Consider the following 23,849-nt stretch of genomic DNA (forward strand, 5'->3'; position numbering starts at 1 on the left):
CTTTAGAGTAGACTTTTTATTTGAAAAAAGTTACATTTGTTAAGAATGTGATATACTTGAATGTGTATGGATTCGCAATGAAAAGTGGGGGATGCCACGTGCAAATTATCGAACATTTCACGGATTTAACTCCTGTGAATATTGTTATTAACTTCATTGATGTACTGCTCGTTTGGTACGTTGTTTATAAAGTCTTAACCCTCATTAAAGGTACAAAGGCTGTCCAATTACTTAAGGGAATTTTCGTCATTATTATTGCACGAATTGCAACAGACCTTTTAGGGTTACAAACACTAGGCTGGATGTTACAACAGGTCATTGAGTTTGGTTTCTTAGCGATTATTATCATATTCCAACCTGAAATCAGACGTGGTCTAGAACAAATTGGCCGAGGAAAGCTATTCCAACGTTCATCTAGTCAAGAAGAAGAAGAACAAACAAGACTCATTGAGGCTATGAAGAAGTCTGTTAGTTATATGGCTAAAAGACGAATTGGTGCGTTAATTTCTATAGAAAAAGAAACGGGTCTTAATGAATATATTGAAACAGGTATAGGACTAAATGCTGAAATTTCGTCAGAACTTCTCATTAATATCTTTATACCTAATACGCCGCTACATGATGGAGCGGTTATTATGCAAAAAGATAAAGTTACGGCAGCAGCATGTTATTTACCACTTTCTGAAAGTCCGTTTATTTCAAAAGAGCTAGGGACACGTCACCGTGCTGCACTTGGTTTAAGTGAAGTTACAGATGCTATTACAATTGTTGTATCAGAGGAAACGGGTGCAATTAGTCTTACATTAAACGGTAATCTCCATCGCAATCTTTCTCTAGAGGAGTTCGAAACACTGTTACGCAAAATGTGGTTCGGTTCAGCACAGGAATCTAATGCAGCCTCTAAGTTGACTTGGAGGGGGAAAAAGAATGGATAAAATGATGGATAGCCCTTGGGTATTAAGAATCATCGCGCTATTTTTAGCATTTTTGCTTTTTTTCTCAGTTCGTACTGAGCTATCTCCAATAAGTAAAACAACAACGAACGAACAAACAGATGTCATTCGTGATGTTCCAGTAGATGTTTATTACGATAATGAAAATCTTATTGTATCAGGCTTACCTGAAACAGTCGATGTTACCATTGAAGGTCCAATGCCTCTGGTTTTAAAAGCAAAAGCCGCAAAAGACTTTTCTATATTTGTTGATTTAAGCAATTTATTGATTGGAGAGCATGATGTAAAGCTAAAATACGAAAATATTTCTGATAAGTTAAAGGTTACATTAGACCCTGCAACAGTTCATGTGAATATTGAGGAAAAGGTCACACAGGAATTCCGTGTTGACCCTGAAATGAATAAGCGTCTCATCCAAGAAGGTTATATATTAAAAGATATGACAGCCAATCCTCCTACCGTTTACGTGACGGGTGCAAAAAGTGCTATTGAAAGCATAAGCTATGTAAAAGCTACTGTTACAGGTGAACAAGGTCTTACTCAGTCATTTTCACAGGAGGCAGCAGTAAAAGTATTAGATCGAGATTTAAATAAGTTAGATGTGACAATTGAACCTGAAACAGTTAAGGTTCAAGTAGATATCGAAGAATATAGTCGAGAGATACCTGTTGTGCTCAGGGAAACAGGGCAAGCGGCACAAGACATTACGATTAATTCATTAACATTTACACCGAAAATGATTAAAGTATTTGGTAGAAAATCAATTATTGATGGTTTAACTGAAATACCAATTACAGTTGACCTGTCAAAAATTACAGAGTCCAAAACATTTGAATTTGATGTAAAATTACCAGATGGTGTAACAAAAATATCTGACAAAAAAATAAAAGTGAAGGCAGATATTACAAAGGTAGAGAAAGAGGAACAACCGAAAACACCAGCTTCTACAGAGGAAACGCCACAGTTACCGCCACCTCCAACTGAAGAAACTGATGAGGTTGATGATAACACTACTACTGATAAAAATACGCCAACTGAGGAAACGGAAGATATTGATTCTTAAACAATATGTGACTATAATTTTATTTTGATTCTAAATCAAAAATCCAATCGGAGTTTGTTTTGGTGAGTAGGAATTATTCTTTCACCAAACAAACTGGCTGATAGGAATGTTAATAATTACCAATGAATGAACAAAACAGACTTTTCCAAAAGTAGGCGGACAAGTATCTAATGAATTTATTCATTAGGCACAGTCTTGCATTGAAGGAGAGAATAAGTAGAATGGGTAAATATTTTGGAACAGATGGCGTCCGTGGCGTCGCGAATAGTGAATTAACACCGGAATTTGCATTTAAACTTGGTCGTATAGGTGGCTATGTTTTAACAAAGGATGCAACTGACCGTCCAAAGGTTTTAATTGGTCGTGACACACGTATTTCAGGTGAAATGCTTGAAGGTGCACTTGTTGCTGGTCTTTTATCAATTGGAGTAGAGGTAATGCGTCTGGGTATTATTTCAACGCCAGGTGTGGCATATCTTACTCGTATTATGAGCGCAGATGCAGGCGTCATGATTTCAGCTTCACATAACCCAGTTGCTGATAATGGCATTAAATTTTTTGGTCCGGATGGCTTTAAGCTAACTGATGCACAAGAAGAGGAAATTGAAGTACTACTGGACGCTCAAGAGGATACATTACCACGTCCAATCGGCGCAGAATTAGGTTCTGTAAGTGATTACTTCGAAGGTGGTCAAAAATATATTCAATACTTAAAGCAAACAGTGGATGAAGAATTTGATGGTATCCATGTCGCACTAGATTGTGCACATGGTGCAACATCATCATTGGCTACACATCTATTTGCGGATCTAGAAGCTGACATTTCTACAATGGGTGCTTCCCCAACTGGCTTAAATATTAATGATGGTGTAGGCTCAACACATCCAGAGGGATTAGCTAAATTTGTTTTAGATAAAAATGCAGATGTAGGTTTAGCATTTGATGGTGATGGCGACCGTTTAATTGCTGTAGATGAAAACGGTAAAATTGTTGATGGGGACCAGATTATGTTTATCATTGGTAAGCATTTAAATGCGGTTGGACGTTTGAAGAAGCAAACAATTGTTTCAACAGTAATGAGCAACATGGGCTTCTACAAAGCTGTAGCAGACAATGATATGCAAAGTGTACAGACAGCTGTAGGAGATCGTTATGTTGTCGAGGAAATGCGTGCCAATGATTACAATTTAGGTGGCGAACAATCAGGACATATCGTTTTTCTAGATTTTAATACAACAGGTGATGGTTTACTTACAGGAATTCAGCTTGTTAATATTATGAAAGCGACAGGTAAAAAGCTTTCAGAACTTGCTGCTGACATGAAAATATTCCCTCAGCGTCTTGTTAATGTTCGCGTAACAGACAAGCATGCTGTGACGGATAATACGAAGGTTGCAGCTGTAATTGCAGATGTAGAAGCTGAAATGGCAGGCAATGGTCGTGTCTTAGTACGTCCTTCAGGTACAGAGCCACTAGTACGTGTTATGGTGGAAGCTGCAACAGAAAATGATTGTGAGCATTTTGTTGAGCGTATTGCGGACGTTGTACGTCAAGAAATGGGTTTAACAGAATAGTGTTAATTAGAAACTCGATTTCCATTTACAGGAGATCGGGTTTTTCTTATTTGTAAAAATGTTTTAAATAAGTGAGATGGGGAACAGTAATAAGGAGTCACAATAACAAGGAGTGTTTTATTGATATGGCTAAAATTGCTACAGTTATTACGGATATGTTCGAGGACATTGAATTTACAAGTCCTAAAGAAGCTTTAGAAGCGGCTGGACATCAGCTAGTAACAATTGATACGGAAGCAGGTAAGGAAGTAAAGGGGAAACATGGAGCGACCGTAAAAATCGATAAAGGCATTGATGAAGTAAAAGCTATAGAATTCGATGCTCTCTTTATCCCTGGTGGTTTTTCTCCTGATATATTACGCGCGGATGATCGTGTAGTGGCATTTGTTAAATCCTTTATGGATGATATGAAGCCTACCTTTGCCATTTGTCATGGACCACAACTGCTCATTACAGCTAAGACTTTAAATGGTCGTGATGCAACAGGCTATAAATCCATTCAAGTAGATTTAGAAAATGCTGGGGCAATATTCCATGATGAAGAAGTCTTTGTTTGTCAAAAGCAGCTTGTAACAAGTAGAACACCAGATGACCTCCCAGCCTTTAATAGAGAAATCGTTAAATTATTGGGTAGTAAATAAAAAGCGGGCACAAGCATGAAGTTGCTTGTGCTTTTTTATGGCTCTGGCGTTGACCTGTAAATGAATTCATATGTTATTTGATCATATCAATTGGTAACTCTTTTATGATAGCTAATATTATTTTGTTTACATAATTGTCACGAAAAAGCATTATGAATAGGTCTTTTTTATAACGAAAATTTGACGGATAGCATATGATTGAGTATGATGGAGAAGTTGAAGATGAGGTCCGACCTTGTTCTTTAACGAGCGCATAAGGAGGGGAAGAAAGCGTAAAATCGGAAAACAATTATAGCGCCTGAGCTGAAGAAATCGGACGAATAGATCTTCAGCAGACGAGGTGGAGGATTATCGAAAATTCGGCGGATGCCTCCCGATCGACATACCCGATTGTCATTTTTCATTTTGAAAGCATTTAAGTGATTGAATGTACAGAAAATGAAAAAGGTATAGTTAAAAGCAAAAGATAAATAGAAGAAACTTCACATATCGAAAGAGCTCGGTTCAGAATGGCTGAATCAGTAATTTGTTTGCATGTACAGGAGGCTTTATTTTTTATAAAAATAAAGTATAGCTTGTCCATTCAAAAAAGTTTGATAAGATGAGGTCTAATTTGTCATTGCATTAAATTGACATTATCGGAGGAAGAAAAATTATGTGTGGAATTGTAGGATATATTGGGGAATCAGATGCAAAGGAAATCTTATTAAAGGGCTTAGAAAAACTAGAATACCGTGGCTATGACTCAGCGGGTATTGCAGTTCGCAATGAAGAAGGCGTAACGGTTTTTAAAGAAAAAGGACGTATTGCCGACTTACGTGAAGCGGTAGATGAGGAAGTTGCAGCAAAAATTGGTATTGGTCATACTCGTTGGGCAACACATGGTGTGCCAAATCGTTTAAATGCTCACCCACATCAAAGTGCATCAGGACGCTTTACACTTGTGCATAATGGCGTTATTGAAAACTATCATTTATTACAAAAAACATATTTAAAAGGCATTCCAATGAAATCTGATACAGATACAGAGGTTATCGTCCAATTAGTAGAGTTATTTGTGAAAGAAGGTTTGAGCACAGCTGATGCTTTCCGTAAAACTCTATCTCTATTACATGGTTCATATGCACTTGCACTATTAGATGCAGAAGCGGCAGATACGATCTTTGTAGCGAAAAATAAATCGCCACTTCTAGTTGGAATTGGTGAAGGCTTCAATGTTGTAGCTTCAGATGCAATGGCGATGCTACAAGTAACAGATCAATACGTAGAGCTTCACGATAAAGAGGTAGTTATCGTACACAAAGCAAGTGTTGAAATTACAAAATTAGATGGTTCTGTAGTAGAGCGTGCGCCATATACAGCTGAGCTTGATATGAGTGATATTGAAAAAGGGACATATCCTCACTATATGCTTAAAGAAATGGATGAGCAGCCTACAGTTATTCGTAAAATTATCCAAGCATATGAAGGGGACAATGGCGATTTAACGATTGACGCAGAGATTTTAGAGGCATTACGAGCTGCAGATCGTTTATATATTATCGCAGCAGGCACAAGCTACCATGCAGGATTAATTGGTAAGCAATATTTCGAAAAAATGGCGGGTATTCCAGTAGAGGTTCATATTTCTAGTGAATTCGGCTATAATATGCCATTACTTTCAGAAAGACCATTATTTATCTTTATAACACAATCAGGTGAAACAGCAGACAGCCGTCAAGTGCTTGTGAAAATTAAAGAGCTTGGTTACCCAACACTAACAATTACAAATGTACCTGGCTCCACACTATCACGTGAAGCAGATCATACATTGTTATTACATGCAGGTCCGGAAATTGCAGTAGCTTCTACAAAAGCTTATGTTGCACAGGTAGCGGTTCTTGCTTTAGCAGCCTATGTAACGGCAAAGGCAAATGGCAAAGGCTTAGAATTTGATTTAAAACAAGAGCTTGCGATTGCTGCAAATGGCATCCAAACAATCATTGATTCAAAAGACGTGTTAGAAGATATTGCAGAAGACTACTTAAAAATCGCACGGAACGCATTCTTCATTGGCCGTAATATGGACTTCTATGTAAGCCTTGAAGGGGCATTAAAACTAAAAGAAATCTCTTACATCCAAGCAGAAGGCTTTGCTGGTGGAGAACTAAAGCACGGAACAATTGCCTTAATCGAAGAAGGTACTCCAGTGTTTGCTCTTGTCACACAAGCATCCGTCGGGCTAAACATCCGAGGTAATGTTAAAGAAGTAGTGGCTCGTGGGGCATATCCATGTATTATCGCAATGGCTGGCATTGACGAAGATGGTGACCGTCTAGTAATACCACATGTACACGAATTACTAACACCACTTGTGTCTGTAGTGCCACTACAATTAATTAGTTACTATGCTGCTCTACATCGCCGCTGTGATGTGGATAAACCACGTAACTTAGCAAAATCAGTGACTGTTGAGTAAGGTTTTATGTTAAAAAAGTTGTATTTGTTCAGTTACAATAAAGTTCTATACTAGACAAAATAGTTGTATACTTTACAATAAAGTCTTATACTGGACAAAAAAGTTGTATACTGGATATTCAAACAATTTCTATGAGTGATTCTAACTATATTATTGTATATAAATAAGATAAACCTTGATACAGTATGATGCTGTATCAGGGTTTTTGTTTTTTCAAAATGGCTTTCAAACCTTTCATTTTTCTAACTATATATATATAAAGTAGGTACATTAAAATAACCTTGGTACATTGTCTACTGTGCCAGGGTTTTGTTTTGTCATTATTACCGTTGAATTATAATCCTTAGAGCAGGAATTAAAACTTTTTTTAAAAAAAAATTGCTATTAATTAATGAGTTGTAGAAAGGTATCAAAAATAAACTTCTTAATTTTGATATGTATCAACATATGCATATATTCTCCACATTTATAGTCTATACTTTATTTTTAAATGTTCTGTAGAAAGGTTGCGTGAGAGTATTTGTTAGAACAATTAAATTTAATACTTGCATTTGGGGCTGGATTATTATCATTTGTATCACCTTGTTCATTACCATTGTATCCTGCTTTTCTATCTTATATAACAGGAATATCCTTTAATGAACTAAAAGAAGAGAAAGGGATCTTAAGACGAAAGTCTTTAATACATACCCTGCTTTTTTTACTTGGTTTTTCTATTATTTTTATGGCATTAGGTTTCTCAACTTCTTTTATCGGAAAGATTTTTATTCAGTATAAAGAGTTACTAAGGCAATTTGGAGCAATTTTCATGGTCTTTTTTGGATTAGTTATTCTAGGTTTCTTTAAATTCGATATTTTACAATCGGAAAAAAAGATTAGTTTTAAAAAAAGGCCCAAAGGATATTTTGGCTCAGTACTTATTGGTATGGGTTTTGCAGCTGGATGGACACCTTGTACTGGACCAATTCTTGCCGGAGTAATAGCTTTAGGAGTGTCTAACCCCGGGCAAGGAATGTTGTACATGTTATTTTATGTGCTAGGTTTCTCTATACCTTTCCTAATAATGTCCTTATTTATTGGAAAAATGAAGTTTCTTCAAAGAAAAAATGGACTGTTTATGAAAATAGGTGGTGCAATAATGATTCTGATGGGGGTTTTATTGTACTTTGATATGATGACTAAAATTATTGCGTTTTTAACACCTATTTTTGGAGGATTTACTGGCTTTTAGTTTTATATCATATAAGAGGGGAAGGAACCAAACTTAATTATGGATAAAAAAAAGAGACGATTTCTTATGCGTTCAATTATATTAATTGTATTATTTGGGGCAATATTATTTACAGTATATACAACTTTAACTAAAGAAAAAAATGAAGTATTACAAATAGGGGATAATGCTCCAAATTTTACTCTAGTTGATATGTATGGTGATAAACATAATTTGGAGGAATACAAAGGACAAGGTGTCTTTTTAAACTTTTGGGGGACTTGGTGCAAACCCTGTGAAAGGGAATTCCCAATTATAGATAGATATTATAAGGAATATAAAGAAAAAGGTATACAGGTATTAGCTATAAATATAGCAGAATCCGACTTCGTGGTTCAAAATTATATTGACCGAAAAGGTTTAACTTTTCCGGTATTAATTGACAAAAACAAAAGTGTAATGGAAGCATATAATATAAATCCATTACCAACGACTATTCTTATTAATTCAGAGGGTAAAATAGAAAAAATAATCACTGGAGAAATGAAAGAACAGGATATAAAGAGTTACATGGAACAAATTTTACCAGACTAAGTAATAATTTTTTAGACTAATAAGAGAGGTGAAAAAATTAGTGAACAAAATCTCTACAAAATTAGCATCGTGTTTTTTTATTGTAGTGCTAATAATGGATTTATTTCTTATGTTTTATCTTCATCGAAATATAATTAATTCGAGAGTTGAAGAAGAATATTATACATTATTGGCGAATGGTGCTAATCATAGAGATGTTTTAATTGAAAATTTTTCTGAAACTACAATAAAACATATCGTTTTGATGGAAAAAAGTAAAGATCGTGCGGTGATCATTACCGATAATAAAGGAAATATCATTGGTAGTTCAGATATTAGTGAATCTTTAAGTGGACAAATAGTTTCTTTAATAAAGAACGTAGACGTAGAAACAGATGAATTATTGACTTCTAACTGGAAAGAATCCCCTTATATTATGAGTGTGCATCCTTATATCTCAAATACAAATCAATCTGGATACGTTTTAATGCTACAAAGTACTGGTTCTCTTAATAAGATGGTTCATGAATTAACTGAACATTTTGGTATGGCAGGTGCTACAAGTTTTATTGTACTTTTTATTGTTTACGCGGTTCTGTCAAAAGTTATAACAAGACCTTTAATACGGATGAAAGAGGCAACAGAGAAATTAAGCAAAGGTGAGTTTAATGTAAAGCTTGCAATTAAAAGTAAAAACGAGCTTGGTGAGTTAGCAAGTTCAATTCAGAAATTAGCCAATGATTTAGAACGTTTAAAAACAGACCGGAATGAATTTCTGGCGTCAGTGGCTCATGAATTAAGTACACCGTTGACATATTTAATTGGATATTCAAAAGTAGCGATGAGAGAGAGTCTAAGTAAGAAACAAAGAGAACAGTATCTTGAAATTATTGTTGAAGAGTCCAATAGAATGAAGGAATTGGTAAAAAATTTATTAGACTTGGCTAGAATGGACGAAAACACATTTACTGTCATGAAAGAATCTTTCTCTGCTCGATATTTTTTCGAAGCAATATGTAAACTTGTTGCTCCTTCATATGATCTCAAGAATATTAAGTTGAACTTTGTTTGCACTGAAGATTTTCAAATATATGCTGACCCATTACGTTTAGAGCAAATTGTCATAAACCTATTGGATAATGCTTTGAAATATTCAAAGGAAAATACAGAGGTAACATTAAAGGCTTGTAAAAATGAAGGGAAAACAAGAATTGAGGTTATTGATACAGGTATTGGCATTCCACAAGAAGAAATTGACTTCATTTTTGAGAAGCTATATCGTGTTGAGAAATCACGTTCTCGTGCATATGGTGGTTCAGGAATTGGACTTGCTGTTGTGAAGGAATTAGTAGAAGCACACAATGGTACCATTGAAGTCAAAAGTAAACTTGGAGAAGGAAGTACATTTACGGTGATCATATAACACATGGAGGTTAAATATGCAGACAATTTTGATTGTGGATGATGAAGAAAGAATGCTCGATTTAGTCGAATTATTTTTAATTCCACATGGATATACCTGTATTAAAGAAAAGAGCGGAATAAAGGCAATAGAGAGAATTAAGAAAGAAAATATCGATCTCGTTTTATTAGATGTTATGATGCCTGAAATGGATGGATGGGATGTTTGTGAATCTATTCGTGAATTTTCAAAAGTACCCATTATAATGCTAACTGCAAGAGCTGATAAATCTGATTTAGCTAAGGGACTTTTATTAGGTGCAGATGACTATATATCCAAGCCATTCGATGAAAGAGAGTTAATAGCAAGAATCAATGCTGTTTTGCGTAGAATTGTCGGATTTGAAAAGGATAATGAAAATATCACTTTTAAAGATTTTGTTTTAGATAAAGAAACATATTCTCTACACTACCAAAATTCAAGTGTGCAACTTACTTTAAAAGAATTTTTAATTATAAAAGCATTAATATCTCGACCTTCTAAGACATTTACAAGAGAGGAATTACTGCATGCTGCATGGGAATATGAAACAGATACAGATACGCGGACTGTTGATTCACATATAAGAAATCTAAGAGAAAAATTAAGTAAATCTGACTTTCCTACCGATGAGTTCCTTAAAACGGTTTGGGGAATAGGGTATAAATGGAGTTAAAAGGAGAAAAGTATGAAAAATTACAAAATTTGGTTAGGTCTATTAGTTATTGTTTTAGTTTTAAGTGCTTGTAATTCAAAAGAAAAAGATAGTTATTCATTTGAAGAAGTGGATAACCCAAAAATTGAACATATACATGGTTTGGGATATATAAATGGTAAAAGTGATTTTGTAATTGCAACACATAGAGGATTGTATAAATATGGTGTAAAGGGTTGGGAAGAAGCGAACAGCCAAAAACATGACTATATGGGCTTTCAGGCGGTCAAAGATGGCTTCTATTCAAGTGGACATCCTGAGGAAGGCTCAAACCTTAAAAACCCTTTAGGAGTTATAAAAAGTACAGATGAAGGAGCAAATCTAGAACAATTAGCCTTTTACGGCGAAATTGATTTTCATTATCTTGCAGCTGGTTATGATTCGAATACAATCTATGTCATTAATGAAACACCTACAGAGAATATGAGTGGTGGATTGCATTATTCAATTGATGAAGGGAAGTCTTGGACTGAATCAGCTATGAATGGCTTTAATTCCGAGTTTGTTTCTAATTTATCAGCTCACCCTTCCAAAAAAGAAATAGTTGCAATTGGTAGTAAAGATGGAATCTTTGTTTCGAATGACTATGGAGTTAACTTTAAATTACTTAAGTCTACTCAAATGGTTACATACGTAACTTTAAATGAGAATGGGGGTTACTATACAAACTATGACTCAAATTCTGTTTCCCTTAGATCATTCTCATTGGATAGTAAAGAAGAAAAAAATATACAACTCCCAAACGAGATAATGCAAGACCCAATTATTTATATCGCTTCTAATCCTACTAATCGAGAAGAAATTACTTTTGTAACAAATAATCTTAACTTCTATCTTTCTAAGAACGAAGGGGAATCGTGGGATAAATTAGCTTCAGAAGGGGAATTAAAAATAAAATAAGGTTATTGAAGGGTGATTGAGATGTATAATTTGATGTCTCAAATTAGTCAAACCATAAGTGAACCAGTTTCTGTATTCTTAAATTCATATGAGCATTCCCCAATCATTATATCTATCCTCCTTGGGTTGATAGGTGCATTTGCTCCATGTCAACTGACTGGAAATATTAGCGCTATTACGTTATATGGTAATCGTACTATCCAATTAGGTAGTAATTGGAGAGAGATCGTTTCGTTTATTATGGGTAAAGTCATAGTATATAGTGCAATTGGTTTGTTGGCGTGGGCATTTGGACAAACATTTGAAAACAAAATAATTAATTTCTTTCCGGTTTTCCGAAAATTGATTGGTCCTCTATTAATACTTACCGGACTTGTGTTAATGGGGACAATAAAGTTAAGAATATTAAATCGAATTTCAAAGAACGTTCCTACTATACTAAAAGAAGGTTATATTGGTTCCTTTTTTCTAGGAGCTAGTTTTGCAATTGCATTCTGTCCAACAATGTTTGTACTCTATTTTGTATGGCTAATGCCAACCGTTATGTCGACTTCATATGGATTAGTGTTACCTGCAATATTTGGATTGGCAACATCAATACCTCTTGTCATCATCTTATTTTTTATATGGTACTTTGATATTAAGGGATTAGTAATGAAGAAAAGTATTAAAGTAGGTAGGTTTATTCAAAAAATAGCCGGAGTTACTCTTTTTATTATTGGAATTTTTGACACAATTACTTATTGGGGAATGTAAATATAAATAATTTAGAAACAAATAAAAGTACATTGCTTTTCAAACATTAATAGAAATCACTATTGTTACAAGTGTTAAGTTTAGATTACGTAACTTGTTCTCCATATTTTCTCCACATATTTTTTCTAAGATACATGTGTAGATTACTATGAGGAGAATAATAATATGGAAACACATTTAATAAAAAAGGTTGCGATTTTAGTAGTAATCTTCTTAATACTAGGTTCAAATTTTGTTTATAGAGTTCATGGCGCAATGAAGGTCGAATCTCCTTTGATTAGCAGTGAAGCTGCTATATTAATAGATGAAAAAACGGGGCGAATTTTATATGAAAAAAATCCAAATCAGAAGATGGCTCCTGCTAGCTTAACAAAGATAGCAACTGCAATATATGCAATTGAAAAAGGGAACCTAGAAGACATTGTCACAATTAGTAAAAATGCTAGAGAAGTTGAAGGAACTAGGGTTTTTTTAGAAGAAGGAGAAAAGGTTAATCTAAGAAAGCTTATTCAAGGCTTACTTGTGAATTCTGGTAATGATGCAGGTATTGCTATTGCTGAGCATTTGGATGGGTCTGTAAAACAGTTTTCGACTAGTATAAATAAATATTTAGAGAATATTGGAATACAAAATACGAACTTTGTAAATCCCCATGGACTATATGATCCAGATCATAAAACTACTGCACAAGATTTAGCAAAAATTACGAAATACGCAATGCAAAATAAGGAGTTTCGTAAAATTTTTGGTCTAAAGGAACTTAATTGGGATGGCAAATCGTGGGATACTACTCTTTATAGTCATCATAAATTAATGAGAGAGCGACCTTATGAAGGAATAACGGGTGGAAAGACTGGATATGTTGATGAATCAGGAATAACTCTTATAACAACAGCAACAAGAAACGATATATCGGTTATTGTCGTAACGCTTAAAGCGCAAACAGAAGACATGGCCTATAACGATACAATAGAACTTCTTGATTATGCATTTGAGAATTTTGAGTCTAGGAATATTCCGATGGGAAAAATATATAAAATTGATGAAATGTCCTTTAAGACCAAAGAAAAACTCGATTATATAGTTTTACAACATGAAACAGTTAGTCAAAGAATCTCTGGAAAGGGTCATTTAGAGCTATTAAATCAAAATCAGGATACTATCGCATCTTTTCAGTTAGAAAATGCCAATAGTAAAATAAATAAAAATGTAACTCATAAAGACACAGAGGACTCGAATTTAAATCAGGATGCATCGGTGTACACAAAATTTAGCGTAATGTTTATTTTCGTCCTATTCATCTATTTAAAGTTTATTCGAAAGAAGAAATTAATATAAATTAAGACAAAGAATGAGGTACATTTTTATCCTCATTCTTTTTTTGTTAAATAATAATTTTATTCAAATTACAATTCATAATTTTTGCATAACTTTGGGGTAAATTAAGATTAAATAAGAAATATTTTTTCTAGGAAACCTAGGAGAAATGAATTCAAGAAAAATGAGGGAACATTCACTAAAAAAATAGTACACATCTGATTTATATTTAGAGGAGTGATATTTGATGGAGAGAAAAGAAAAAAGAGACCACATCCACAATCATAATGTTTCGCATGAACCAATAACAAATCATATGCAAGATGTTCATGAAAATTACAGCCCTAACAATAAGAAAAATAATGAACACAATCATCATCAACATAATCAAAGCGAGGGTAACAACAAACACCATGGTCATTCGATTTCTGATTTTAAGAAAAGGTTTTGGGTATCTTTAGTATTAACGATTCCAATATCATATTTATCCATGATGATTCAGATGCTTCTTGGATATAAAGTAAATTTTGCTGGTGACACATTATTACTATTCTTACTTTCAACAATAGTCTTTTTCTATGGAGGAAAACCATTTTTACTTGGAGCATGGAGTGAATTGAAAAATAGAACTCCTGGGATGATGCTATTAATTACTCTTGCTATCGTAACAGCTTATGTCTATAGTTCACTAACAGCATTTTTCATTGAAGGAAGTGACTTCTTTTTTGAATTAGCAACCTTAATTGTTATTATGCTTCTTGGACATTGGATCGAAATGAGATCAATAATGGGTGCTTCAAAAGCATTAGAAGAGTTAATTAAATTAATGCCTAAAGAAGCTCATAAGTTAGATGCATCAGGCAACCTTATTGAAGTATCTGTTGAAGATTTAAAACCAGGTGATCAAATACTAGTAAAACCAGGCGAGAAAATTCCCATTGATGGAATAGTTTTTGAAGGACACTCTACAGTTGATGAATCGATGTTAACTGGGGAATCAATTCCTATTGAAAAAAAGGTAGGTATGGAGGCCATTGGGGGTTCAATTAATGGAGAGGGTGTACTAAAAATAAATGTTAGTAAAACAGGCAGTGACACTTATCTTGCACAAGTAATCCAATTAGTAAGCGATGCAGAAAAAACTAAATCAAAAGCTCAAGGATTTGCTGATACAGCCGCTAAATGGTTATTCTATGTCGCTATTGTTGCAGGTATTATCACACTGGTTTATTGGTGGTCAACAGATGACTTTGATTTTGCATTAGAAAGAATGGTGACAGTTTTAATAATTGCTTGTCCTCATGCTTTAGGTCTAGCTACTCCTTTAGTAACATCACGTTCTACATCTATTGCTGCTAAGAAGGGTTTATTAATTAGGAATCGTACTTCATTTGAAAACGCATTTAAAATCAATAGAATTGTGTTTGATAAAACTGGTACCTTAACTGAAGGTAATTTTGGTATAACGGATATTCATCCAGTTACAGGGGTTAGCGAAAAAGAATTATTAAAGCTTGCTTACTCTGTAGAAATTCAATCTGAACATCCAATAGCAAAGGGAATTGTAAAAGAGGGTAAGAAGCAAAATATAAAAGTATCTGAAGTAAAAGGTTTTAAAAATTTAACAGGTAAAGGGTTAGTGGCTAATGTTAACGGGTCTGAAATTGCAATTGTTAGTCCAAATGTTTTAAAAGAAAAAAATATTAGCTTCGATGAAAGTACTTACGAAAAACTTGCACAACAAGGTAAAACCGTTATTTTTATATTAAAGGATAATGTATTTTTAGGCATGATTGCTTTAGCAGACATAATAAGGGATTCCTCTTATAAGGTTATAAAAGAATTGAGTGATTTAGGTATTGAAACCGTTATGATGACAGGTGATAACGTGCGTGTAGCAAAATATGTTGGTGAAAAACTAGGCATGACGAAAGTTATTGCTGAAGTATTACCCCATGAAAAAGCTAATAAGGTGAAAGGACTAAAAGAAGAAAATTCGAAAGTTGCAATGGTTGGTGACGGTGTTAATGATGCGCCTGCACTGGCTGAATCAGATTTAGGTATTGCGATCGGTGCAGGCACAGATGTGGCCATTGAAACTGCAGATGTAGTACTGGTAAACAGCAATCCAGAGGACATTCTGAATACATTAAAGCTATCGAAAGCTAGTCATAAAAAAATGGTCCAAAATTTAGGGTGGGCAGCTGGTTATAACATTCTTGCAATTCCACTAGCTGCAGGCGTTTTATATAGTGTAGGTATTGTTATTACACCTGCAATTGGAGCTGCTGTCATGTCCTTAAGTACGATTATATGTGCAATAAATGCACAATTGCTCAAAATCGAATAAGTAAAGATGAAGCAAAAAATTCGTCAAATATAATTTGACGAATTTTTATTATATTGTAAAAAAAAGATTCCAATTTCCTGATTAGTTAAAACTATATATTAAATTTTACATATAGTATATCAGAAGCTTAGTGAACAGAGGGGGGATATAAGTGTGTATAAATAACAACTTTATAGAAGATCAAGCTTTTCATATAACAGAAAAGATTTTGGGGAACTCCATATACAAAGTGGTGAGGATTGAAGGCTCGAGAAGCAATACTCATAATCAAAAATCGAACGGGGAGAACCTTATAACAAAACTAATTTTAGAAGACGAGAATGGTGTATTTTATTCAATTAAACCTGATCAATTTGGTCTTATGTTCGCAAATGGAGAAGTTAGTTATAAAAAATACTGTCGATTGCAAAAAAAAGATGACTTAAAAGTAATTAGTTATTCAATCATAGGAATGGGAATCATAATTAGTATGATGATAGGTCTCATGAAGCTTCTCTTAGTTTAATAGGGTATTCGGATTTTATGGTGGAAAAGGGCTTATAAATCACCCTTCTCCAAATTCTTAATAAGTGTGGAAAAATCGACACCAAAGTTGTCTGTAATGTCGTGATCATTCACTTCATACCAATTGAAAGTATCGTATAACATAGCTTTATTGAAAGCACTTGAATTAAATCGTGGCTTACGCTTTTTATGGAGCTTCTCATTGAAAAGGATTTTGGCTCGTAAGGCATCAAACGAGTAACCTCTACCCATTCGCTCTACCTGCCTAATAATGCTGTTAATTGACTCCGTATAAGCATTAGTGAGCCTTTTATCAAAGTAGTTGAATATTTCGACATGCCAGTTGTCTACGGCTCTCACGAGGTCTTTATATGCGTCTTTAGAGTTGCTGGACATACAACGGTGTCTCCATTGACTATAACGAAGATGACCTTCATCTGGATCAGGAGTATCCCATATCCAGTAAAACTCTTCTTTGAGTTCATAGGCTTCTTTTAAAGCAGGAAGATTACCTAACCAAGTATCTAAGAGGAATGATTCACGTTCATTTAGATCGTGTTTACGCTTTAGAAGGATAAACCTTTCACGCATAAGGGTACGTCTTTCTTTTTGGCTCATATGGGCTTTCAAAGACTTTCTGACGTTATCTAAGGCTTGATTAGCCATTCTAACTACATGAAACTTATCTACGACAACTTTAGCGTGTGGAAGGATAGTGTTCACTGCGTCTTTGTAGGGCTTCCACATATCCATTGTGACGTACTCAATGTAAGTCCTGTCACTGATTTCTGAAAGACGTTGGATGACTGTTTCCTTGTTACGGTTAGGCTTGATGTCATAAATAGTCCTGCGTTCAATATTAGTCAATACAAGCCGAGGTCTACGGATAATATGTATCTCGTCTATCCCAAGCCACTTAGGAGTTTCAAACTGGTATTCACGTTCTTTGAGTGCCACATAGTCCTTAAAAACGTTCCTAATGGTTTTCTCGTCAACACCAACGCTTTCTGCGACTTCTACAAAGGTCTTAGACATGGATTGCTCTTGAATGGACTTTAAAAGCCTTTTGGTCATACTACGCTTTTCATCTACAGATATTAGGCGTTCCCAGAAGGTAGATCCGCATTCACGACACTTGTATCGTCTACGGTTCAATTGTAAGCCCACTCGCTTTAAACGAATGGGCAAATCCATAATTAGTTGATTTCTTGAACTGTGTTTGTACAACTTGTCAAAACCACATTCAGGACAACGTTCAGGTGGTCCGACTGCTTCAACTTTAAACATCATATCGGTTTCATTTTCTTGTGGCGGTTCTATTGTTTTAATGTCTGGTAGGGATAATAAGTCTGACATATTATTCATCCTTTATTACTCTGCGGTGTTAAGGTATCAATTATAGATTTGATGTCGAAATCATCAGTGTTAAATTATTTTTGTGACCACAAATGCACTTAGAAAATCCCTTAAAGCATTAGCTGGTTCACTTGAATAGGGAGTTGTAAAAAAGTTCCCTTAGCCTGCACAACAAGATAATTTCGAAATATCTTTATCGAACGTAAGTGCAGCTAATTTTAGCCCTTCAGCCATTGTTAAATATGGTGCTAGGGTTTCTGTTAAATCTTCTATCGTTAAGCCAAATTTAACAGCTAATGATGCTGCATAGATGACATCTCCTGCATTCTCAGATACAATATGAACCCCTAATACTTTTAGTGTTTCTGCATCTGCTACTAGTTTAAATACACCGGTTGTTTCACGGTTTACAATTGCTCTTGGAACAGCATCTAAAGGTAATACAGATGTCTTCACATCATACCCTTTCTCTTTTGCTTGTTCTTCTGTTAAACCAACCGTTGCAACCGTCGGATTCGTAAACGTAACAGCAGGAACTACCGATAAATCTATTTTTTTGTTTAATCCACCAATAGCATTATCAGTAATAATTCCACCTTCATAGGCTGCTACATATACAAATTGTGGTCCTAAAGTCACATCTCCTGCTGCATAAATCTTTTCATTACTTGTTTGACCAAAATCATTGATCAGGATTTCATTATTTTTTCCAGTTTCAACACCTGCTGCACTTAAATTTAAAGAATCCGTATTTGGTTTTCTTCCAGTGGCAACAAGTAACTGATCTGATTCAATGACTTCTCTACTGCCATTTACTGTTACGTAAACCCTTTTTATCTCTCCACTTTGTTCAACACGCTCAAAAGTTGCCCCTTTGACAAGGTTTATACCCTGTTCAATTAACGCTTTTTCAACTGACTCTGAAATCTCAGGATCATACTCCTTTAAAAGTCGCTCACTTCTTTGCATAAGCGTTATTTCTGAACCTAAATGATGAAATAGTTGTCCAAGCTCCATTCCAATGTATCCTGAACCAATTACAGTTAATCGTTTTGGTATTTTCTTTAACTCAAGAAGTGTTGTACTAGTTAAATAGTCCATTTTTTCAAGTCCTGAAATTTGGGGCAACGAAGGCGATGCACCTGTTGCAATTAAAAAGCGTTTTGCAGATAACTTTGCCCCATTGACCTCAACCGTACTAGCATCAACGAATTTTGCTTCACCTTTAATTAAATCAAAATTATATTCATCAATTAAATCCATATATTTTTGATTCCGAAGTTCGCTCACCAATTTATCCTTTTGCGTGATTAAACTAGCTAAATCCACTTCTCCAGCGGATGTTTGTAAACCTATAAACGGATTGTCTTTTGATAAATGATTGATTTCCCCTGCCCTAAGAAGAGTTTTTGACGGAACACAGCCAATATTCACACAGGTTCCCCCAACCGTTCCACGCTCAATCATTCCAACTTTTGCACCGTATTCTATAGCTTTAATTGCCGAAGAAAAGGCAGCAGCACCAGAACCAATAATAAGAAGGTCATAATTGTCTTCATTAATTAACGCCACGTTTTCTAGTGATGATACTTCTTCAATTTCTCCGGCTTGGTAATTTGCTTCATCAATCGCCTTTATTGCACTTTCAACCTCAATATCATCGGGCAGTTCAAATACTGCTTCACCACGACGATAACTAGACTCAATATTTTTAGCACCTATCTTTTCAAGTGCTGATTCTACGTGTTTTTCACAACCCGTACAAGTCATTCCTGAAATGTTTACCTTAAATTTATTCATAAAAAAGCTCCTTTCGTTAATTAATCTCTCATGTTAATGTTTCTATTATTGGACACGAATGTAATTGCTTTTCATCTGGACATCGTTGTTTTAAGTCGTCTAACATAGTTTCAATTCGTTTTAAATCCTCTATTTGTTTTTGCACTTCCTTTTGTTTTTTAGAAACAAATTCGAACATATCTTGACAACGAACTTCATCTTTATCTACAACACCAAGTAATTTATAAATCTCGCTTAAAGAAAAACCAAGTTCCTGTATTCGTTTAATAAACCCAACACGCTTAACGTCATCATATGAATATATCCGATAACCAGCTTCCGTTCGGTGAGGTTCTTGTAATAAATTTTTTCGCTCGTAATATCTGATCGTTTCTTTATTAACTCCACATTTATCTGCAAACTCACTAATGCGATAAATCATCTTATTTCACCCCATGAATATTATAAACCGTGTACCATAGTACACGGTCAAGTAAATTGGACTATTTTATTTTTTTCCCAAAGTATCACTCGTATGTGATTGATACTTTTATATAATACTATTGATTATCCTAACATCCCACCAGAAAATCCGATTTAAACACCAGTTGTTTTTAAACTATTAAGAAAGTAATTCCACTATATATTCCGAAGACCCGTTTAATATCAATAGGGAAGATTAGTTATGATTGAATGGGGTATATAGTAAATAGGAGTGGTTATAATAAGACAGACTAAATTAACAGGAGGTATTTAAAATTGAAAATGAGCTATGAAGAATGTATTAAAGCTTGTCTAGAGTGTATGAAGGAATGTAATAAATGTTATCATGAATGTCTAGAAGAAGATGATGTTAAAATGTTAGCGGAGTGCATTCGTACCCTTAGAGAATGTGCCGATATTTGTGCATTTTCTGCTAAATCGATGCAGTCTGGTAGTCCATTCGTAAAGCAAATTTGTCAATTATGTGCTGAGATTTGTCAGGCATGTGGTGATGTTTGTAAAAAACATGAACATCATAAACATTGCCAAGAATGTGCAGAAACATGTTACCGATGCGCTGAAGTATGTAAAAAAATGGCTGTGTAGAAGATTTGATTTTATAAATGAAGAATCAATGATAAATAAAAGTAATTCTTCTAACGCGAAAATGTTTTAAACTCTGCTTATTTAGGAGCAGAGTTTTTTGATGGACTGCTAAAAAATTTAATTAAGTCACAGTGTTTGAATGTTAAATAAACGTGATATTTAACATATACTGCATAATTAGTGACGCATATAGTAAATTAAAACACCACTTTACATACCTAACTGGGGTATGGTAACATGAATGTGTGTTTAGAGGAGGTTGATAATTTACGGTGATGATGTAATTACAAATTTATCGTTTAAAGAAAGCTTGTTTGATAATGATAAACTGCATTAAAAGTGATGAAGCCAATATAAGTTAAAATCACAATTCGAAAGTTAAAAGGAAATATAAAAAAATTATTAATACCCTTTTACATTTTATAAAAATATTTCAAAAGAGAGGGATTTTTATGGAAAATAGAATCTTAAAGGTAACTGGAATGTCATGTGGTCATTGTGTAAATACTGTTGAAAAAAGTTTAGGGAAATTAGAAGGTGTTGATCAAGTAAACGTGAATTTAAAAGATGCACAAGTTGAAGTATCGTTTAATGAATCCCAAGTATCGCTTGAGAAAATTAAGGAAACAATAGAAGAACAGGGATATGAGGTAAAATAATATTTTTGAGAGTGCATAAATGCACTCTCTTGTTTTCAAAAATATATACCCCTATTGGGTATGAGGAAGGTGAACAGCATCATGAGTAATACATTAAAAGAAGCGAGCATTCAGATCACAGGAATGACCTGTGCAGCTTGTGCAACTCGTATAGAAAAAGGTTTAAATAAAATGGATGGTGTGGAACAAGCGACTGTTAATTTAGCGCTTGAAAAATCATCTATTAAGTACAATCCAGCAAAATTAAGTGAAGAAGATTTCGAAAAAAAAATAGAAGCACTTGGTTATGGGGTTGTTAAACAAAAGGCGGAACTTGATATTACAGGTATGACATGTGCAGCTTGTGCAACTCGCATTGAAAAAGGGTTAAATAAGTTAAGTGGTATCTCTTCTGCCAATGTTAACTTAGCCCTGGAAAAAGCAATGATTGAGTTTAATCCATCTGAAGTGTCAATCGTAGACATCATTGCGAAGGTGGAGAAATTGGGCTATGGGGCTCATCAAAAGGCTGATGAACAGGAAACAGTGGACCATCGAGAAAAGGCCATTAAACAGCAACAACGAAAATTTATTTTATCGGCTATTCTTTCTTTACCGCTGCTTTGGACGATGGTTGGACATTTTTCCTTTACATCATTTTTATATGTCCCAGAATTTCTAATGAATCCGTGGATCCAAATGGTATTGGCTACTCCTGTGCAATTTATTGTTGGTAAGCAATTCTATGTAGGGGCATATAAAGCTTTACGTAATGGTAGTGCTAATATGGACGTACTTGTGGTCATGGGGACATCAGCAGCTTATTTCTATAGTGTTTATCAAGCGATTGTGACGATAGGGTCGCATCATGGTCCAAATCTTTATTTTGAAACGAGTGCTGTATTAATTACATTAATATTATTAGGTAAATTATTTGAAGCCAAAGCAAAAGGACGCTCATCTGAAGCCATAAAAAAACTAATGGGACTTCAAGCTAAAACCGCTATTGTTGTACGTGACGGTGTAGAAAAAGAGGTTCCTTTAGAAGAAGTTATCATTGGCGATGTTATTCTAGTGAAACCAGGTGAAAAGATACCTGTAGATGGTGAGGTAATAGAGGGAACAACAGCTGTTGATGAATCAATGCTTACAGGTGAAAGTTTACCAGTTGATAAAAAGCAAGGCGATCAATTATTTGGATCGACGATTAATAAAAATGGATTTATTAAAATGACAGCGACAAAGGTTGGTCGTGACACAGCGTTAGCACAAATCATTAAAGTGGTTGAGGATGCTCAAGGATCAAAAGCACCAATTCAACGCTTAGCAGATCAAATTTCGGGGGTTTTTGTACCAATTGTTGTTGGCATTGCAATTGTCACATTTTTAGTTTGGATCATTTGGGTTCGCCCAGGAGAATTTACACCAGCTTTAGAGGTCTTAATTGCAGTACTTGTAATCGCTTGCCCTTGTGCGCTTGGGTTAGCAACGCCAACCTCCATAATGGCAGGTTCAGGTCGTGCAGCTGAATTTGGTATTTTATTTAAAGGTGGAGAACATTTAGAACAAACACAAAGTATTGATACAGTGGTTGTAGATAAAACAGGTACAGTAACACATGGTAAGCCTGTTCTTACAGACGTTCTTTTAGATTCAGAGCAGGAGGAAGCTCGTTTTTTATCATTAATTGGGGCTGCTGAAAAACAGTCAGAGCATCCGTTAGCAGAAGCTATAGTACAGGGCATAGAAAAACGTGGCATAGCATTAGGAGAAGTTCAATTTTTTGAGGCTATTCCAGGTTATGGTGTGCAGGCAACTGTGTCAGGTCAAGGAGTTGTCATTGGTACACGAAAATTAATGCAACAATACGGAATCAATATTGATAATATTTTACCAACAATGGAGCAGTTAGAGCGAAACGGTAAAACAGCAATGCTTGCTGCCATTAATGGTCAGTATGCAGGCTTAGTAGCTGTTGCTGATACAGTTAAAGATACGTCAAAAGAGGCAATCCACCGACTACAGAATATGGGCATTACAGTCATTATGATGACTGGTGATAATGAACGTACAGCTCAAGCGATAGGAACAGAAGTAGGCGTGAATCAAGTTATCGCTGAAGTATTGCCTGAAGGTAAAGCAGACGAGGTGAAAAAGCTACAAGCACAAGGGAAAAATGTAGCGATGGTGGGAGATGGTATTAATGATGCTCCGGCATTGGCCACAGCAAATATCGGTATGGCCATTGGTACAGGAACGGATGTTGCCATGGAAGCTGCTGATATTACGTTAATTCGTGGCGATTTAAATAGTATTGCAGATGCTATTTTAATGAGTCGAAAAACAATGCGGAATATTAAGCAAAACCTATTTTGGGCATTTGCCTACAATACTTTGGGTATTCCTATTGCTGCAATAGGTCTACTTGCTCCATGGGTAGCAGGTGCGGCGATGGCATTTAGTTCTGTATCTGTAGTTTTAAATGCATTACGCTTACAAAGAGTAAAATTAGATAATAAATAACCCTTTAAT

At 34.8% G+C, this 23,849-nt stretch carries 19 protein-coding genes; 16 read left to right on the forward strand and 3 right to left on the reverse strand.

The features are described 5' to 3' along the window. The first annotated feature begins 98 nt into the window (after positions 1-98). The 13 genes from cdaA to ABC382_RS16390 all read left to right on the forward strand — a co-directional run bounded on the left by cdaA (position 99) and on the right by ABC382_RS16390 (position 15,951). Positions 99-935 (forward strand): diadenylate cyclase CdaA, encoded by an 837-nt coding sequence (gene cdaA, locus ABC382_RS16330; protein ID WP_274794931.1) that lies wholly within the window; start codon positions 99-101, stop codon positions 933-935. Further along, positions 928-2,016, forward strand: coding sequence for a CdaR family protein (locus ABC382_RS16335; protein WP_412926962.1), 1,089 nt, complete (start codon positions 928-930; stop codon positions 2,014-2,016). The genes cdaA and ABC382_RS16335 overlap by 8 nt, the downstream gene beginning before the upstream one ends. 221 nt (positions 2,017-2,237) lie before the next feature. Further along, positions 2,238-3,590 (forward strand): phosphoglucosamine mutase, encoded by a 1,353-nt coding sequence (gene glmM, locus ABC382_RS16340; protein ID WP_274794929.1) that lies wholly within the window; start codon positions 2,238-2,240, stop codon positions 3,588-3,590. Positions 3,591-3,715: 125 nt separating this feature from the next. Beyond that, positions 3,716-4,231: a type 1 glutamine amidotransferase domain-containing protein gene (locus ABC382_RS16345; RefSeq protein WP_274794927.1), complete on the forward strand. Its 516-nt coding sequence runs from the start codon at positions 3,716-3,718 to the stop codon at positions 4,229-4,231. A 655-nt stretch (positions 4,232-4,886) separates the two neighbouring features. Further along, a complete protein-coding gene (glmS, locus tag ABC382_RS16350; protein ID WP_322610530.1) occupies positions 4,887-6,689 on the forward strand; it encodes a glutamine--fructose-6-phosphate transaminase (isomerizing) in 1,803 nt (600 codons plus the stop codon). 520 nt (positions 6,690-7,209) lie between these two features. Then, the gene (locus ABC382_RS16355; protein ID WP_009374095.1) at positions 7,210-7,920 is read left to right on the forward strand and encodes a cytochrome c biogenesis CcdA family protein; all 711 of its coding nucleotides are present in this window, start codon (positions 7,210-7,212) and stop codon (positions 7,918-7,920) included. Positions 7,921-7,959: 39 nt separating this feature from the next. Beyond that, positions 7,960-8,493, forward strand: a complete 534-nt coding sequence (gene resA / locus ABC382_RS16360; RefSeq protein ID WP_036075026.1) for a thiol-disulfide oxidoreductase ResA — start codon at positions 7,960-7,962, stop codon at positions 8,491-8,493. 94 nt (positions 8,494-8,587) lie between these two features. Then, the gene (locus ABC382_RS16365) at positions 8,588-9,895 is read left to right on the forward strand and encodes a sensor histidine kinase (protein WP_232735614.1); all 1,308 of its coding nucleotides are present in this window, start codon (positions 8,588-8,590) and stop codon (positions 9,893-9,895) included. Between the two features lie 16 nt (positions 9,896-9,911). Continuing rightward, entirely contained in the window at positions 9,912-10,589 is a 678-nt protein-coding gene (locus ABC382_RS16370) for a response regulator transcription factor (RefSeq protein ID WP_009374092.1), read from the forward strand. A gap of 12 nt (positions 10,590-10,601) precedes the next feature. Then, positions 10,602-11,528: a F510_1955 family glycosylhydrolase gene (locus tag ABC382_RS16375; protein WP_009374091.1), complete on the forward strand. Its 927-nt coding sequence runs from the start codon at positions 10,602-10,604 to the stop codon at positions 11,526-11,528. Between the two features lie 21 nt (positions 11,529-11,549). Beyond that, positions 11,550-12,284, forward strand: a complete 735-nt coding sequence (locus ABC382_RS16380) for an urease accessory protein UreH domain-containing protein (RefSeq protein WP_009374090.1) — start codon at positions 11,550-11,552, stop codon at positions 12,282-12,284. A gap of 165 nt (positions 12,285-12,449) precedes the next feature. Then, positions 12,450-13,622: a D-alanyl-D-alanine carboxypeptidase family protein gene (locus tag ABC382_RS16385; protein WP_009374089.1), complete on the forward strand. Its 1,173-nt coding sequence runs from the start codon at positions 12,450-12,452 to the stop codon at positions 13,620-13,622. Positions 13,623-13,848: 226 nt separating this feature from the next. After that, positions 13,849-15,951: a copper-translocating P-type ATPase gene (locus ABC382_RS16390; RefSeq protein WP_009374088.1), complete on the forward strand. Its 2,103-nt coding sequence runs from the start codon at positions 13,849-13,851 to the stop codon at positions 15,949-15,951. A gap of 537 nt (positions 15,952-16,488) precedes the next feature. Here ABC382_RS16390 and ABC382_RS16395 read toward each other — a convergent pair. From ABC382_RS16395 to merR, 3 genes are all read right to left on the reverse strand, one after another. Beyond that, entirely contained in the window at positions 16,489-17,811 is a 1,323-nt protein-coding gene (locus ABC382_RS16395; RefSeq protein WP_009374086.1) for an ISL3 family transposase, read from the reverse strand. 159 nt (positions 17,812-17,970) lie between these two features. Continuing rightward, positions 17,971-19,611, reverse strand: a complete 1,641-nt coding sequence (merA, locus tag ABC382_RS16400; protein WP_002440486.1) for a mercury(II) reductase — start codon at positions 19,609-19,611, stop codon at positions 17,971-17,973. Positions 19,612-19,639: 28 nt separating this feature from the next. Beyond that, positions 19,640-20,032 (reverse strand): mercury resistance transcriptional regulator MerR, encoded by a 393-nt coding sequence (gene merR, locus ABC382_RS16405; RefSeq protein ID WP_001863748.1) that lies wholly within the window; start codon positions 20,030-20,032, stop codon positions 19,640-19,642. Positions 20,033-20,349: 317 nt separating this feature from the next. On the opposite strand from merR, the gene ABC382_RS16410 reads away from it, so the two are divergent. The 3 genes from ABC382_RS16410 to ABC382_RS16420 all read left to right on the forward strand — a co-directional run bounded on the left by ABC382_RS16410 (position 20,350) and on the right by ABC382_RS16420 (position 23,840). Continuing rightward, positions 20,350-20,679 (forward strand): four-helix bundle copper-binding protein, encoded by a 330-nt coding sequence (locus ABC382_RS16410; RefSeq protein ID WP_009374082.1) that lies wholly within the window; start codon positions 20,350-20,352, stop codon positions 20,677-20,679. Between the two features lie 452 nt (positions 20,680-21,131). Next, positions 21,132-21,338, forward strand: a complete 207-nt coding sequence (copZ, locus tag ABC382_RS16415) for a copper chaperone CopZ (RefSeq protein ID WP_009374080.1) — start codon at positions 21,132-21,134, stop codon at positions 21,336-21,338. A gap of 81 nt (positions 21,339-21,419) precedes the next feature. Then, positions 21,420-23,840: a heavy metal translocating P-type ATPase gene (locus ABC382_RS16420; protein ID WP_009374078.1), complete on the forward strand. Its 2,421-nt coding sequence runs from the start codon at positions 21,420-21,422 to the stop codon at positions 23,838-23,840. The last annotated feature ends 9 nt before the right edge of the window (positions 23,841-23,849 follow it).

The organism is Lysinibacillus phoenicis, assembly GCF_047238325.1.
In the GTDB taxonomy this organism is placed as follows: Bacteria; Bacillota; Bacilli; order Bacillales_A; family Planococcaceae; genus Lysinibacillus; species Lysinibacillus irui.

Bases quoted from the DNA above. Each gene is read 5' to 3' on its own strand.
- copZ (WP_009374080.1), top strand. From the start codon at position 21,132: ATGGAAAATAGAATCTTAAAGGTAACTGGAATGTCATGTGGTCATTGT.
- ABC382_RS16370 (WP_009374092.1), top strand. From the start codon at position 9,912: ATGCAGACAATTTTGATTGTGGATGATGAAGAAAGAATGCTCGATTTA.
- ABC382_RS16365 (WP_232735614.1), top strand. From the start codon at position 8,588: ATGGATTTATTTCTTATGTTTTATCTTCATCGAAATATAATTAATTCG.
- resA (WP_036075026.1), top strand. From the start codon at position 7,960: ATGGATAAAAAAAAGAGACGATTTCTTATGCGTTCAATTATATTAATT.
- glmS (WP_322610530.1), top strand. From the start codon at position 4,887: ATGTGTGGAATTGTAGGATATATTGGGGAATCAGATGCAAAGGAAATC.
- ABC382_RS16385 (WP_009374089.1), top strand. From the start codon at position 12,450: ATGGAAACACATTTAATAAAAAAGGTTGCGATTTTAGTAGTAATCTTC.
- merR (WP_001863748.1), bottom strand. From the start codon at position 20,032: ATGATTTATCGCATTAGTGAGTTTGCAGATAAATGTGGAGTTAATAAA.
- ABC382_RS16420 (WP_009374078.1), top strand. From the start codon at position 21,420: ATGAGTAATACATTAAAAGAAGCGAGCATTCAGATCACAGGAATGACC.
- ABC382_RS16380 (WP_009374090.1), top strand. From the start codon at position 11,550: ATGTATAATTTGATGTCTCAAATTAGTCAAACCATAAGTGAACCAGTT.
- ABC382_RS16345 (WP_274794927.1), top strand. From the start codon at position 3,716: ATGGCTAAAATTGCTACAGTTATTACGGATATGTTCGAGGACATTGAA.
- merA (WP_002440486.1), bottom strand. From the start codon at position 19,611: ATGAATAAATTTAAGGTAAACATTTCAGGAATGACTTGTACGGGTTGT.
- ABC382_RS16390 (WP_009374088.1), top strand. From the start codon at position 13,849: ATGGAGAGAAAAGAAAAAAGAGACCACATCCACAATCATAATGTTTCG.
- ABC382_RS16395 (WP_009374086.1), bottom strand. From the start codon at position 17,811: ATGTCAGACTTATTATCCCTACCAGACATTAAAACAATAGAACCGCCA.
- ABC382_RS16335 (WP_412926962.1), top strand. From the start codon at position 928: ATGGATAAAATGATGGATAGCCCTTGGGTATTAAGAATCATCGCGCTA.
- ABC382_RS16375 (WP_009374091.1), top strand. From the start codon at position 10,602: ATGAAAAATTACAAAATTTGGTTAGGTCTATTAGTTATTGTTTTAGTT.
- glmM (WP_274794929.1), top strand. From the start codon at position 2,238: ATGGGTAAATATTTTGGAACAGATGGCGTCCGTGGCGTCGCGAATAGT.